Origin of the sequence: Streptomyces sp. NPDC007945 (assembly GCF_042958885.1) — a bacterium.
In the GTDB taxonomy this organism is placed as follows: Bacteria; Actinomycetota; Actinomycetes; order Streptomycetales; family Streptomycetaceae; genus Streptomyces.
Genome location: NZ_JBIBJV010000001.1, coordinates 84,048 through 97,606 on the forward strand (window position 1 = coordinate 84,048; position 13,559 = coordinate 97,606).

General features: G+C 74.4%; 12 protein-coding genes and 1 pseudogene. 6 read left to right on the plus strand and 7 right to left on the minus strand.

From position 1 onward, the window contains the following. Nucleotide 1 precedes the first annotated feature (1 nt). Nucleotides 2-190: pseudogene (locus tag ACFZCF_RS00410) on the plus strand (cytosine deaminase); the annotation flags it as partial. Here ACFZCF_RS00410 and ACFZCF_RS00415 read toward each other — a convergent pair. Then, complete coding sequence (locus ACFZCF_RS00415; protein ID WP_391283659.1) at nucleotides 187-1,338, minus strand: hypothetical protein; 1,152 nt, start codon at nucleotides 1,336-1,338, stop codon at nucleotides 187-189. The pseudogene ACFZCF_RS00410 and the gene ACFZCF_RS00415 sit on opposite strands and share 4 nt — an antisense overlap. Nucleotides 1,339-1,534: 196 nt before the next feature. Here ACFZCF_RS00415 and ACFZCF_RS00420 point away from each other — a divergent pair, with 196 nt between their 5' ends. Beyond that, a complete protein-coding gene (locus tag ACFZCF_RS00420; protein WP_391283660.1) occupies nucleotides 1,535-2,317 on the plus strand; it encodes an NAD-dependent epimerase/dehydratase family protein in 783 nt (260 codons plus the stop codon). Nucleotides 2,318-2,528: 211 nt separating this feature from the next. On the opposite strand, the gene ACFZCF_RS00425 is transcribed toward ACFZCF_RS00420, so the two are convergent. After that, the gene (locus tag ACFZCF_RS00425) at nucleotides 2,529-3,494 is read right to left on the minus strand and encodes an AraC family transcriptional regulator (RefSeq protein WP_388439217.1); all 966 of its coding nucleotides are present in this window, start codon (nucleotides 3,492-3,494) and stop codon (nucleotides 2,529-2,531) included. 64 nt (nucleotides 3,495-3,558) lie between these two features. Between ACFZCF_RS00425 and ACFZCF_RS00430 the strand changes: the two genes are divergently transcribed. Together ACFZCF_RS00430 and ACFZCF_RS00435 are read left to right on the plus strand one after the other, a co-directional pair. Further along, nucleotides 3,559-3,798, plus strand: coding sequence for a hypothetical protein (locus ACFZCF_RS00430; RefSeq protein ID WP_388439219.1), 240 nt, complete (start codon nucleotides 3,559-3,561; stop codon nucleotides 3,796-3,798). Nucleotides 3,799-3,843: 45 nt separating this feature from the next. Beyond that, nucleotides 3,844-5,076: a TerD family protein gene (locus ACFZCF_RS00435; protein WP_388441713.1), complete on the plus strand. Its 1,233-nt coding sequence runs from the start codon at nucleotides 3,844-3,846 to the stop codon at nucleotides 5,074-5,076. Between the two features lie 15 nt (nucleotides 5,077-5,091). Here the strand turns inward: ACFZCF_RS00435 and ACFZCF_RS00440 are convergent, their stop codons facing one another. The 4 genes from ACFZCF_RS00440 to ACFZCF_RS00455 all read right to left on the minus strand — a co-directional run bounded on the left by ACFZCF_RS00440 (nucleotide 5,092) and on the right by ACFZCF_RS00455 (nucleotide 10,186). Continuing rightward, entirely contained in the window at nucleotides 5,092-6,108 is a 1,017-nt protein-coding gene (locus tag ACFZCF_RS00440; protein ID WP_388439222.1) for a 1-aminocyclopropane-1-carboxylate deaminase, read from the minus strand. 135 nt (nucleotides 6,109-6,243) lie between these two features. Next, nucleotides 6,244-6,933 carry a GntR family transcriptional regulator gene (locus ACFZCF_RS00445; protein WP_359526758.1) on the minus strand — a complete coding sequence of 230 codons (690 nt, stop codon included), beginning with the start codon at nucleotides 6,931-6,933 and terminating at the stop codon, nucleotides 6,244-6,246. Between the two features lie 115 nt (nucleotides 6,934-7,048). After that, the gene (locus tag ACFZCF_RS00450; protein ID WP_388439228.1) at nucleotides 7,049-8,491 is read right to left on the minus strand and encodes an alkaline phosphatase PhoX; all 1,443 of its coding nucleotides are present in this window, start codon (nucleotides 8,489-8,491) and stop codon (nucleotides 7,049-7,051) included. A 246-nt stretch (nucleotides 8,492-8,737) separates the two neighbouring features. Next, nucleotides 8,738-10,186 (minus strand): hypothetical protein, encoded by a 1,449-nt coding sequence (locus ACFZCF_RS00455; protein ID WP_388439230.1) that lies wholly within the window; start codon nucleotides 10,184-10,186, stop codon nucleotides 8,738-8,740. A 243-nt stretch (nucleotides 10,187-10,429) separates the two neighbouring features. On the opposite strand from ACFZCF_RS00455, the gene ACFZCF_RS00460 reads away from it, so the two are divergent. Continuing rightward, on the plus strand, nucleotides 10,430-12,268 hold the full coding sequence (locus tag ACFZCF_RS00460; RefSeq protein WP_388439233.1) for an endonuclease/exonuclease/phosphatase family protein: 1,839 nt from the start codon (nucleotides 10,430-10,432) through the stop codon (nucleotides 12,266-12,268). A 26-nt stretch (nucleotides 12,269-12,294) separates the two neighbouring features. On the opposite strand, the gene ACFZCF_RS00465 is transcribed toward ACFZCF_RS00460, so the two are convergent. Continuing rightward, nucleotides 12,295-13,005, minus strand: a complete 711-nt coding sequence (locus ACFZCF_RS00465; RefSeq protein WP_391283665.1) for an antibiotic biosynthesis monooxygenase — start codon at nucleotides 13,003-13,005, stop codon at nucleotides 12,295-12,297. A gap of 93 nt (nucleotides 13,006-13,098) precedes the next feature. On the opposite strand from ACFZCF_RS00465, the gene ACFZCF_RS00470 reads away from it, so the two are divergent. After that, the gene (locus ACFZCF_RS00470; RefSeq protein ID WP_391283666.1) at nucleotides 13,099-13,542 is read left to right on the plus strand and encodes a GNAT family N-acetyltransferase; all 444 of its coding nucleotides are present in this window, start codon (nucleotides 13,099-13,101) and stop codon (nucleotides 13,540-13,542) included. The last annotated feature ends 17 nt before the right edge of the window (nucleotides 13,543-13,559 follow it).

Sequence of the window (13,559 nt, forward strand, 5' to 3'; positions counted from 1 at the left end):
GGCGGGGACCGCGGGGCCGGCTCCGGTCGGCCGAGGGCTGCCGGCCGCCGATCTGCGCCCGGGCTCCCCGGCCGACTTCATGCTGGTCGCGGGCGAGTGCCTGCCGCAGGTCGTGGTGGACCTGCCGCGCCGCGACCTGGTGGTCCGGGCGGGCCGGGTGGTGGCCAGGGGCGGCCGCCTGGTCGGTTAGCCGAGCCCGGCCAGGGCGGTGCGGACCGCCGCCAGGTCGGCGTCGGAGGCCAGGCCCGCGTGGTACAGACGGAGTTCGGTGGCGCCGTCGGCGAGGGCCCGCCGGGCGTCCTCGGCGAGCCGGTCCGGGGCGCCGCCCATGCCGGCGACGACGGAGAGGTTGGCGGCGACGGTGGCGGCGAGCGGGCGGTGGGCGGCGAAGGCGGCGAGCCGGCCGGGCCGGGCCACCACCCCGTCGGCGAGGCCGAGGACGTGCGCCGGGTCGGTGCCGGCGTCCGCGCCGCAGCGGTACGGGTCGGGGTCGGCGTGCAGCAGGATCCGGAAGCCGGGCGGTGCCGCGGCCCGTACGGCGGCGACCGCGGCCTCCTGGAAGGAGCGGGCGGTCGCGGCGCGCCAGGCGAGGGCGGGCCCGGCGAGCTCGCCGAGCTCCCCCGCGGGCCCGGTGCCGGTCCAGACGGGGGCGAGGGCGGTGCGGACTGCGGCGGCCAGCACGTCCGGGTCGGCGCCGCCGTCCGCGTACCCCTGCCGGCAGTGCGGACAGAAGCAGAGCGACAGCAGCAGTTGGGCCCGGTCGTCGAGGGGGACGCCGCCGGTCTTGTCGTGGGCGTGCAGATGGGCGTAGCCGTACCAGCCGCAGGACTCCAGCTCGGTGCCGGTCGCGCCGGGGCGGACGGCGGCCTCCGCGGCGAGCTCCACGAGGAGGGCGCGGACCTCGGGGTGGGCGATGCAGGGGGCCCACGGGTAGCGGTCGCCGTGGGCGTTGACGACGGAGGTGTCGGGATGGTCGGCGCCGAGCCGGGAGTTGTGGGCGAGGACCACCCAGCTGTGCACGTCGAGGCCGGTGCCGTCGAGCGCCTCCGCGGCCCGCGCCCAGGCGTCGCCCGGGGCCCAGTCGCCCGCCGGGTACGGGGCGAGCCTGCGGCCGGCCCAGCGCCGCGCGTCCGGCGGGTAGAGCACGGCGGCGTACTCGGCGGTGACGACCCGCCGGGCCGGGTGGCGGGGGCTGAGCGCCCGGGTGGAGTGGTACGCGGCGGCCAGCGTCACCTGCCGTACGCCGAGCCCGGCGAGGAGCGCGGGGGCGGCGGGGTCGCCGTCCACGTCCCAGGGGTACAGGAAGGCTCCCGTACGGGGCCGGGCGGGGCTGGTCACGGGCGCTCCGAAGGTACGCGGCACAAGGGCGGCTCATCCGTTCACATCCATGAACGTCCCGCGTACGCTAACCGCGCACGAGGCCCCGGTCAAGGGAAAGAACCCCGGCGGGAGCGCACCTTGACGCCCCCTCACCCCCTCCCTAGCGTGTCCACGTCCATGAATGCGCGATCCTTCCGTCCGAGGAGTACCCCCGATGCCCGCACCCCGCACCCTCCTGCTCACCGGTGCCGCCGGCGGCGTCGGCACCCTGATGCGGGGACTGCTCCCGGAGTACGGCTACGAGCTCCGGCTCCTCGACGTCGCGCCCGTCCCCGACGCCCCGGACGCGATCGTCGCCGACCTGGCCGACCGGAAGGCGGTGCGGGAGGCGGTACGGGGGGTGGACGCGATCGTGCACCTCGCGGGCATCTCCGTCGAGGCCGACTTCGACGCGATCGTCGGGGCGAACGTCACCGGCCTCCACCGGCTCTACGAGGCGGCCCGCGAGGAGGGCGTCCGCCGCGTCGTCTTCGCCTCCAGCAACCACGCCGTCGGCTTCACCCGCCGCCCGCGCGAAGGCGAACCGCCGATCCCGGTCACCACCCCGCACCGGCCCGACACCTATTACGGCCTCTCCAAGTGCTTCGGCGAGGACCTGGCGCAGCTGTACTGGGACCGGCACGGCATCGAGACGGTCTCGGTGCGCATCGGCTCCTGCTTCCCCGAGCCGACGACGGTCCGCATGCTGTCCCTCTGGCTGAGCCCCGCGGACTGCGCGCGCCTGCTGCACGCGGCGCTCACGGCGGAGTCGGTCGGGCACACGGTGGTGTACGGCTCCTCCGCCAACACCCGCGGCTGGTGGGACCTGGGCCCCGCGCGGGCCCTCGGCTACGCCCCCCGGGACGACTCCGAGCCCCACGCCGCCGCGCTCCTGGCCTCCCGGGGCCCCGCCGTCCCCGAGGACGACTACGTGGGCGGGGCCTTCACCGCCCCCTGACCCGGGACGCCCGCGCGCCGGGGAACGCCACGGGCCCGGCCGGTGATACGGGGGAGCCGGCCGGGCCCGGTTCGACGGCGCGCGCTGGCAGCGCCGGACGCCCCCCACGGTAGGCGGCGACCAAGATCACCGCGATCCACGGAACGCGGCCTCTGTCCGGAATGCGCGGTCGGCGGATGCGCGCGGGGGCACCCCGGGCGCGCCCGGCCGCTCAGGGGGCCGTCCGCAGCGTCCGGGACGGGGACTCGCCGAACCTCTCGCGGTAGCGCGCGGCGAAGCGGCCCTGGTGGGCGAAGCCCCAGCGCCAGGCGACCTCGCTGACGCTCACCTCGTCCGGCTCGGCCGCCCGCAGCTCCTCCCGGACCCGTTCGAGCCGGACCTCGCGGACGTACGCCATCGGCGACATCCCGACGTACTCCCGGAAGGACTCCTGGAGCCGGCGCACGCTCACGCGCGCGTGCAGGGCGAGTTCGGTGGTGGTGAAGGGGTGCTCGGGGCGTTCGCGGACCGCGTCCATGGCCCGTTTGACCGGCGCCGGCCGGCGCGGACCGGCGGGGTGGGCGAGCTCGTCCCGCCAGGGGTGGTCGGCGGCCAGCAGCAGGCCGTTGAGCAGCGCCTCCTGGAGGGGGCGGGCGACGAGTTCGTGGTGGGCGAACCCCTCCCCCGCGAGCGCCTCGGCGGCGACCCGGCGGGCGAAGCGCACCCAGGCGAGGCCCGGGCCGCGCGAGATGTCGAGGCCGGGCCGGAAGGCGAGGGCGCCGTGCGCCGGGCGGCCGAGGAGGCTCTCCAGCCGCTCGCGGAGCTCGGCGGCGCCGACCTTGACGGAGAGGATCCGCCCGTCGCCGCTCCACCGGTCGAGGAAGGTGTCGCCGGCGGGGTCGAGGAGCAGCGCGTCACGGGCGGAGGCGTACACGGCGGGGCCGCCGCCCTGGCGCATCTCCATGGTGCCGCTGAGCGGCGCGTTGACGTGGTACGCGCCGAGCTCGCCGAAGCTCATCCGGACATCGGCGCCGCAGCTCAGGTCGCCGATGACGAGCGGCCCGAACTCGACGATGTCGAAGCGGGCGGCGAAGGACCGGTGGTCGTCGACGACGTCCATCCGGCTCGTGTAGTACCGCGCGTCGAGTTCCTGACGCGCCTCGTCGACGTCCCCGGTCTTGAAAGAGCTCCCACCCACAGCACCCACGATGCGAAAGATAATTCATATGACGGACCTGCCCGGGACGGGCAGGATGCCCGTCATGCCACGACCCCAGGGATTCGCGTACGAAGAGCGCAAGGACGGTTCCGTCGTCCTCACCCACCACGGCCGCGCCGCCGGCGTGCTGCGCGGTGCCCGGGCGGTGAAATTCCTGGCCGAGGCGGAGTCCGGCGACGTCCAGCTGCTCATGGCGCGCTGGACGGGGGCGTACCGTTTCGGCAACGAGCGGCAGGCCCGGAACCATCCGCGTCACCAGGGTGGCCGAACCCGCCGCGGGTAAGGGAACGGCAAAGCGCCCCGGAGCGTTAGGCCTGGCATGACCGCAATGACCCCCGGCTCGAACCTTCCGCTCACCGCCCCCCGCGTGGCGGTGGACGTCGCAGCGCCCGTGCGGCTCGACGTCTCGGGCCTGCTGCTCGGCGCCGACGGCAAGGTGCGCTCGGACGACGACTTCATCTTCTACAACCAGCCCGCGGGCCCCGGTGTCACCTACCGCTCCGGCGGCGGCGCGGCGCCGGACGCGATCCTGGTGGACACCGGCGGCCTGCCCGCCGGCATCGAGAGGATCGTGGTCACGGCCAGCCCCGACGCCGCAGGACAGACCTTCCAGGGCATCGAGCCCACCGCGACCGTCCGCGACGCCGACAGCGGCGCGGTCATCGCCACCTTCACCCCGCCGCAGCTCGCCACCGAGACGGCCCTGGTGGTCGTCGAGATCTACCAGCGCAACGGCGCGTGGAAGGTCCGCGCCGTCGGCCAGGGGTACGCGAACGGCCTGGCCGGCATCGCCACCGACTTCGGCGTGAGCGTGGACGAGGAGCCCGCGGCCGCCCCGGCCGCGCCCGCCCAGGCCACCCCGCCGGCCCCGCCGGCGCAGACCGTGCCCTCCTTCACTCCCCCGCCGATGCCGCCGGCCCCGCCGGTGGACCCGCGGCTCGCCGCCGCGGCCCCCGCCGCCGCTCCCGCCCCCGCGTCCACCGGCAAGATCAACCTCGACAAGGGCCGGGTCAGCCTCCAGAAGAACCAGACCGTGTCGCTGGTGAAGGGCGGCCGTCCGCTGCTCTCCCAGGTGAAGATGGGCCTCGGCTGGGAGCCCGCGTACCGGGGCAAGGACATCGACCTGGACGCCTCGGTCATCGCGTACGGCCCCCAGCGCAACCACCTGGACAGCTGCTACTTCGGCAAGCTGACCATCCTCGGCGGGGCGGTCCGGCACTCCGGGGACAATCTGACGGGCGAGGGCGCGGGCGACGACGAGGTCATCACCGTCGACCTCGGCCGGCTGCCCGCGGACGCCACCGGCCTGGTCTTCACCGTGAATTCCTTCTCCGGGCAGAAGTTCACCGAGGTCGCCAAGGCGTACTGCCGGCTGATGGACGCGGCGACCGGCGAGGAGCTGGTCCGCTTCGACCTGACCACCGCCGAGCCGCAGACCGGCGTGATGATGGCCAAGCTCATCAAGCAGTTCACCGGCGAGTGGGAGATGACGGCGATGGGCGAGTTCGTGAAGTCCCGCACGGTCCGGGGCATGGTGAAGCCGGCCGCCCAGGCGCTCTGAGCGGCCGGAAGGGCCTCAGAACAGCGCGCTGTAGGCGTTGAGGGCGGGCTGGCCGCCCAGGTGGGCGTAGAGCACGGTCGAGTCCCGGCCGATCTCGCCCCGGTCCACCAGGTCGATCAGCCCGGCCATCGACTTCCCCTCGTAGACGGGGTCGGTGACCATGCCCTCGGTGCGGGCGGCGAGCCGCATCGCGTCGAGGGTGGCCTCGTCCGGGACGCCGTAGACGCCGGCGTGGTAGCGCTCGTCCAGCTCCACGTCGGCGCCGGTGAGTTCGCGCTCGACGCCGATGAGCCCGGCGGTGGCGCGGGCGATCCTCGTGATCTGCTCGTGGGTCCCGGCGGGCTTCGCGGACGCGTCGATCCCGATGATCCGGCGCGGCCGGCCGCCCTCCTCGGCGAGCGCGGCGAAGCCGGCGACCATGCCGGCCTGGGTGGAACCGGTCACCGAGCAGACCACCACCGTGTCGAAGAAGACGCCGAGGTCCCGCTCCTGCTCCGCCACCTCGTAGGCCCAGTTGGCGAAGCCGAGCCCGCCGAGCGGGTGGTCGGAGGCGCCGGCCGGGATGGCGTACGGCTTCCCGCCGCCCTCCTCGACCTCGCGCAGCGCCTGCTCCCAGCTCTCCTTGAAGCCGATCCCGAAGCCGGCCCGCACCAGCCGCACGTCGGCGCCCGCGAGCCGGCTGATCAGGATGTTGCCGACCTTGTCGTAGACGGCGTCGGGCCACTCCACCCAGCTCTCCTGCACCAGTACGCACCGGAGTCCGGCGCGGGCGGCGACGGCGGCGACCTGGCGGGTGTGGTTGGACTGCACCCCGCCGATGGAGACGAGGGTGTCGCAGCCCTGCGCGAGCGCGTCGGCGACCAGGTACTCCAGCTTGCGGGTCTTGTTCCCGCCGTACGCGATGCCGGAGTTGCAGTCCTCGCGCTTGGCCCACAGCGCGGCCCCGCCGAGGTGGTGCGCGAGCCGCTCCAGCGGGTGCACCGGCGAGGGCCCGAAGAGGAGCGGGTAGCGGTCGAAGTCGGTGATCGGCACGGCGGGCTCTCCCTGGGGTGGCGGACGGAACGGCGAGGCGGACGGCTCCGGGGACGGAGGCGCGGCGGGTGGCGGGGGCGGCAACGGCCCCCGGACGGCGGCCGCGGGGCGCGCGGCTCCGCGGCCGCGGCCGGGTCACACCGGGGCGGGGATCCCGGTGACCTCGGCCACCTCGATGGCGTCGTCGGCCAGTTGTTCGAGCGCGGCCCAGATCTCGCTGGTGATCCGGACGGCCGCCTCCGCGTCGCCGGCGGCACAGGCGTCGATGAGACGGGCGTGGAGGTCGACGGAGCCGCAGCTGCCGGAGTCCCCGAAGAGGCGGCGTTCGACGCGGCGGATCAGCGGCGTGTAGCGGTCGATGGTGGCGGCGGCCGCGTGGTTGCCGCTGGCGCCGACGAGGACCTGGTGCAGCTCGTCGTCGGCGGCGAGGGCGGCCTCGACGTCGGAGGCGCGGACGGCGGCGGCGAAGCGCTCGTTCGCCTCGCGCATGGCACGGATGGCCTCGGGGCCGAGGAGCGGCACGGCGGTGCGGGCGGCGAGTTCGTGCATCACCCGCACCACGGAGGCGGCGTCCCGGACGATCCGGCTCACCGGCCGGGTGACCCGGGTGTAGCTCTGCGGCTTGGTCTCCACGAGGCCCTCGACGGTGAGCCGGGCGAGGGCGTCGCGGACGGGGGCGCGGGAGAGCCCGAGGCGGTCGGCGAGGTCGCAGTCCTTGAGCAGGGCGCCGGGGGCGAGTTCGCCGCGCACGATCGCCTCGCGCAGCGACTCGTAGGCCCGGTCGCGCAGCAGGGTCCGGCCCACGGGCCGCAGAGCGTCGTCCATGGACTGACAGGTTAGATGTCGGTCCATGGAGACGACAGGGGGTCGCAGGATTCCCGCCGCAACCCGACGGGAATCCTCACTGCTTCCCCGCAGGTCCGGCCGGACCTGCGGTACGTCAGCGGCGGGGCTGGCGGCGCCAGGGGCCGGTGATCGCGACCATGATGCCCGGATTCTGGATCGAGGCGTACAGGGTGTCGCCGTCGGGCGAGAAGACGACGCCGGCGAACTCGCTGTCGTTGAGGTCGTTGCGCGCGATCGGGTAGGTGCGGCCCGCGTCGGTGGCGCCGACGAGGTGCTGGACGCCCTCGCCGTCCTCCGCGATGACGAGGCCGCCGTACGGGGAGACGGTGATGTTGTCCGGGGCGTCGTACGCGCCGTCCTGCTCGGGCGCCGGGTTCACGCCGAACAGCACCTTGAGGGTGAGGGTGCGGCGCTTCGGGTCGTAGAACCAGACCTGGCCGTCGTGGTCCTCGCCGGGGCTCTCCTCACGGGCGTACGAGGAGACGACGTAGGTGCCGCCGTCGGCCCACCACATGCCCTCCAGCTTCCGGCCGCGGGTGACCTGGCCGTCCGTGAACTGCTTGCGTACGGGCGTGGTGCGGGCGTCTCGGTCCGGGACGTCGACCCAGTCGACGCCGTAGACCGTGCCGATCCGGGTGGCGCGGGAGAGGTCGTCGACGAACCGTCCGGCGGAGTCGATGCACCGGGCCGCCTGGAGCACGCCGGCGTCGTCGGCGAGCCCCCGCAGCCGGCCCCGGCCGTGCTCGAAGCCCTGCGGCGGCACCCAGCGGAAGAGGAGGCCGTTGGGGCCCGAGGCGTCCTCGGTGAGGTAGGCGTGGCCGCGCTTGGGGTCGATGACGACGGCCTCGTGGTCGTAGCGGCCGAAGAACTTCAGCGGCTTGGGGTCGAGGTTGGCCCGGCGGTCGCGCGGGTCGACCTCGAAGACGTACCCGTGGTCCTTGGTCATGCCGTTCTTGCCGGCGAGGTCGGAGTTCTCCTCGCAGGTCAGCCAGGTGCCCCAGTCGGTGCGGCCGCCGGCGCAGTTGGTGGAGGTGCCGGCGATGCCGACCCACTCGGCGACGGTGCCGTCGCGGTGCACCTCGACGACGGTGCAGCCGCCGGCCGCCTTCGGGTCGTAGACGAGGCCCTCGGCGAGCGGGACGGGGAACTCGACCTTGGCCCGGTCGCCCTTGATCTCGTGGTTGTTCACGAGGTACGTGGTGCCGCGCGGCCCGGCGAAGGCGGCGGTGCCGTCGTGCTTGGCGGGGGTGAACTCGCCGCTCTCCAGGCGGGTGACGCCGGTGCGGGTGATCACGCGGTAGGTGAAGCCCTCGGGCAGCGCGAGGAGGCCGTCGGGGTCGGCGACGAGCGGGCCGTAGCCGAGGCGGTCGTGGCCGTGACCGCGGCCCTGGGCGTCGTCCCGGCCGTGGTCGCCGCCGCGGTCGCGGTCGTCGCCCGCGAGGGCCTCGGGGGCGGTGGCGAGGACGCCGACGGCGCCGGTGAGCGCGAGCCCGGCGACGGCGGACTTCTGCGTGAACTCTCTGCGGTTGAGGGCCATGGTGTGCGGTTCTCTCCCCTGCTGCTGGCCGGTTGTCGCCCCCACCCTCGCGCGCCCGCGGGAACAACGGCTGAACGGCACGGGAACGCCCGCCGAGCGCCTTCCCCGCCCGGGGGCGCCTTCCCCGCCGACCGGGGAGGGGAGAGCCTCCGCCCGCCAGGCATGGAAAAGGGGAAAGGCGCCGCCCGCCACGGCCGCCCGCCACGGCCGCGGGGGCCGGACGGGCGGGTCCGGGGCGGGGTGCGGTCAGGCCGCGCCGGTGCGGGAGCGGGCCTTGAAGGCGGCCTTGCGGGCCTCCTTGGCGGCCGCCTTGTCCGGGTGGAGCCGCCCCATGGCGTCGAGGACCTCGGCCGTGTACGGGTGCTCCACCCGCCAGGCGGTCTCCAGGAAGCCGGTGTGGCGGCTCGTCAGGCCCTGCACGAGCTCCTGGAGTTCCTCCAGGTCGCCGCCAACGTCGAGCTGGGCGGCGATGGTGTCGACCGCGAGCCAGAAGATCATGGACTCCGGCGGGGCGGGCACGTCCGCCGCGCCGCGCTCGGCGAGCCAGACGCGGGCGAGGCCGCCGAGCTCGGGGTCGTCGAGGACCGCGCGGACGACCGGCTCCGCCTCGGGGCCGACGAGGGCGAGGGCCTGCTGGCAGTGGAGGCGGCGGAGCGGGGAGGCGGGGTCGGAGCCACGGGCGGCGGCGAGGAGTTCGGCGGCGGCGGGGACCGGCTCGCGGTCGGCGAGCCAGGCCTCGGTCTCGGCGCGGGCGGCGGCCTCCGGATAGCCGGTGAGTCCGCCGAGGAGGGCCTCGGCGTCCCGCTCGGCGAGGTCGCCGACGGCGGGGGCGTCGACGCCGGCCTCGACCATGCGGGTGCGGACGCCGTAGAGGCCGAGCGGGGTGAGGCGGACCATGCCGTAGCGGGTGACGTCCTCGTCGTCGACGGGCGGGGCGGGCTCCTCGCCCTCCTCGGCCATCAGGGCCTCGTCGACGGGCTGGTACTCGACGAGGCCGATCGGCTCCAGGAGCCGGAACTGCTCGTCGAGCCGCATCATCGCGTCGGAGACCTGCTCCAGGACGTCGTCGGTGGGCTCGCCCATGTCGTCGGGGACGACCATGGAGGCGGCGAGCGCGGGCAGCGGCACCGGCCCGTCGCCGGGGGCCGCCTCGCTGACGGTCAGCAGGTAGAGGTTGCCGAGGACGCCCTCCAGGAACTCGGCCTCCGCCTCCGGGTCCCAGTCGAGGCTGTCGAGGTCGAGGCCGCCGTCCTCGTCGAGCAGCGGCTCCAGGTCGTCGAGGACGGGGGCGACGGCGTCGGCGAAGACGGCCTCGAAGGCGTCGAGCCAGAGCGCGAGCACGTCCTTCGGCGCGCCGCCGGTGACGACGGCGAGGTTCTCGCCGGGGGCGGCGGTGCCCGGGGTGTCGTCGTCGGCGCCGTCCTCGACGTCGACGAGGCCGGTGTCGACGGCGAGCCGCCAGGCGTCGCCCGCCCAGTACTCGGCGTCCTCGTCGTCGCCGAGGCCGAGGACGCCGGCGGCGTCCGGCAGCTGCTCGTCGACGAGTTCGCCGCCCGCGCCGACCCGGGTGTCGGGACCGGCCCAGCGGGCGAGGCGCACGGCGTGCGCGAGGAGGGGGGCGGCCAGGGCGTCCCGAGCCAGCTCCGCGTCCGAGGGCAGCCGAACGGGGGGAAGGGTGGGGTGCTCCGCAGCCATGTGGGGGACTCCTCGACGCGTGCGTGGACCGGTGGGGGATCGCGATGGGGACCGGCGGGAGACCGGTCCGGTACCGGTGGGACCGGCGTCCTCAGCGTAGACGCATCCGGGAGGCCTCCCGACGGTTCACGGGCCCGTCAGCCTTCGTACACCCGTCGACCCTTGACAAGTGGTGGGCTCGCACAAGAGATTGACGCGCGTAGATCCCTCTGCCGTTCCTCCAAGCACCTTCGGAGCCTCCTCATGTCTTCCTCCATACCGAGAACCGCCGCCGTCTCCGCCGTGGTCGCGGCCGCCCTCGCGGCCGGACTGCTCGCCGGCTCGCAGACCGCCGCCGCCGAGGACGCCGCCGTGGTCCGCATCCACGACGTCCAGGGCACGACGCGGGTCTCGCCGCTGGTCGGCAAGCAGGTCACCGGGGTGACGGGCGTCGTCACCGGCGTCCGGACCTACGGCTCCTCGCGCGGCTTCTGGATGCAGGACCCGCAGGGCGACGAGAACCCGGCCACCAGCGAGGGCCTCTTCGTCTTCACGAGCTCCAACCCGACGGTGGCCGTCGGCGACGCGGTCAGCGTCGACGGCACGGTCACCGAGTACGTCCCCGGCGGCCTGAACTCCGGCAACCAGTCGCTGACCCAGCTCTCCCGCCCCAAGGTCACCGTGGTCTCGAAGGGCAACGCGCTGCCCGCGCCGGTCACCATCGCCCCCTGGTCGGTCCCGGACGCCTACGCGCCCGCGGGCGACCCGGCGAACGGCGGCTCCGTCAACGGCCTGGAGCTGGACCCCGGGACGTACGCGCTGGACTACTACGAGTCCCTGGAGGGCACCAACGTCCGCGTCGGCTCCTCCCGGGTGGTCGGCGCCACCGACCCGTACTCCGAGCTGTGGGTCACGGTGAAGCCCTGGGAGAACGACAACGAGCGCGGCGGCACGGTCTACGGCTCGTACGAGTCCCAGAACACCGGCCGTCTCCAGATCCAGTCGCTGATCCCGCTCGCCCAGCAGCCCTTCCCGAAGGCGAACGTCGGCGACTGGCTGACCGGTTCGACCGAGGGCCCGCTGGACTTCAACCAGTTCGGCGGCTACACGCTGACGGCCCGCACGATCGGCACCCTCCAGGACCGCGGCCTGGAGCGCGAGGTCACCGAGAAGCAGCACAAGAACGAGCTGGCCGTGGCCACGTACAACGTGGAGAACCTCGACCCGAGCGACCCGCAGGAGAAGTTCGACGCCCTCGCGAAGGCGGTCGTCGAGAACCTCGCCGCGCCGGACGTCCTGGCCCTGGAGGAGATCCAGGACGACAACGGCGCCAAGAACGACGGCACGGTCTCGGCCGGCCAGACGCTGAAGAAGTTCACGGACGCGATCGTGGCGGCCGGCGGGCCCGCGTACGAGTGGCGCTCGATCGACCCGGAGAACAACAAGGACGGCGGCGAGCCCGGCGGCAACATCCGTCAGGTCTTCCTCTTCAACCCCGAGCGGGTCTCCTTCGTCGACCGCGCGGGCGGCGACGCGACCACCGCGACCGGAGTCACCGGATCGAAGGGCCGCGCCGCCCTCACCCTCTCCCCCGGCCGGATCGACCCGGCGAACACCGCGTGGGAGTCCAGCCGCAAGCCGCTCGCGGGCGAGTTCACCTTCCGCGGCCGGACGGTCTTCGTCGTCGCCAACCACTTCGGCTCCAAGGGCGGCGACGAGTCGATCGTCTCCCACCACCAGCCGCCGAATCGTTCCTCCGAGGCCAAGCGCCTCCTCCAGGCGCAGGCCGTCAACGCCTTCGTGAAGGAGATCATCGCGGTCGACAAGCAGGCGGACGTCCTCGTCGTCGGCGACATCAACGACTTCGAGTTCTCCGACACGACCGAGGCGCTGGCCGACGGCGGCGCCCTCTACCCGGCCGTGCGGTCGCTGCCCCGCTCGGAGCGCTACTCGTACGTCTACCAGGGCAACAGCCAGGTCCTCGACCAGATCCTGACCAGCCCCGGCGTGCACCACTTCGAGTACGACAGCGTGCACATCAACGCCGAGTTCGCGGACCAGAACAGCGACCACGACCCGCAGGTCCTGCGCTTCCGCCCGTGACCCGCCGGGGGTCCGCCGGGCCCCCGCTACGCGCCCGCGCTCAGGCTGAGCGCGGGCGCGTACGTGCGCACCCGGACGCCGACGAGCGCCGGGTGGTGGTGCACCCGCGCCCACGCCTCGCCCGCCCGGGCGTCGTCCGCCAGCCAGTCCGCGTGGGCCCGCTCGCTCTCCCACTCGGCGTAGTTGAGGACCCGGCCACCGTCGAAGGAGAGGTGGAATCGACCGCTCCCGCCGGACCCAGGCCGCGTCGCCACGTCCTCGGCCAAGGCCTCGAACACGCGGTCCACCCACTCCTTCCGGCGGTCCGCGCCGGACGGGTCGAAGTCGGCCTCGACGATGACGACCACCCCGGGCAGTTCCCCCGTGTTCGTCGCGCCGCGGACGGTGGAGCGGTGGATCGCCCCGTAGCGGCGGAGCTCCACCCGCTCGATGCCGGGCACGGCGGCGTCGATCTCGGCGTTCCGGTCGTCGCGGTGGGTGCGGACGAAGTCCTCGTACGCCTGCTCCTGCGTCCACTGCGAGTAGTGCAGCAGCGTCTCCCCGTCGGTCCCGGCGAGGACGCTGTAGGAGAGCAGGCCGAGGTCCGGCCACGCGCGGCTCTCCCAGGCCTTCCGGATCGCCTCGACGGCGGCGCGCTGCCGCTCGGGGGTGCCGACCCGCCAGGTACTGACGAGGACGGCGCCGACGCCGGGGCGGTGGAGGTCGGGACGGGCATCGGGGTGTGCGACGGCGTGCATGGGGTGTCTCCTCCTGCTCGGTGCGGACGGTTCGACCCTCCACCCTCAACCTTGCTCGAGGTCAAGGGGGTTCGACATGGGAGACTTCCGGCCATGATCCTCCGCCCCGCCACCCGCGCCGAACTCCCCGCCGTCCTCGCCCTCCTGGCCGACGAGCGACGGGTCGTCGACCCCGCGACCGTCCCGGTCACCGAGGCGTACGAGCGGGCCTTCGCGGCCATCGAGGCCGATCCCCGCAACGAGATGCTGGTCCTGGTGGACGGCGGCCTCGTCCTCGGCTGCCTCCAGGCCACCTACATCCCGGGGCTCGGCAAGGGCGGCGCCGAACGGGCGCTGATCGAGGCGGTCCGGATCCGGGCCGACCGGCGCGGCGGCGGACTCGGCCGCCGACTGATGGAGCTGGCGGCGGACCGGGCCCGCACGCGCGGCTGCGCCCTCGTCCAGCTGACCAGCGACAAGAAGCGCGCCGACGCCCACCGCTTCTACACCTCGCTGGGGTACACCCGGAGCCACGAGGGCTTCAAGCTGGCCCTGTGACCGGGGTTTCTTCACCC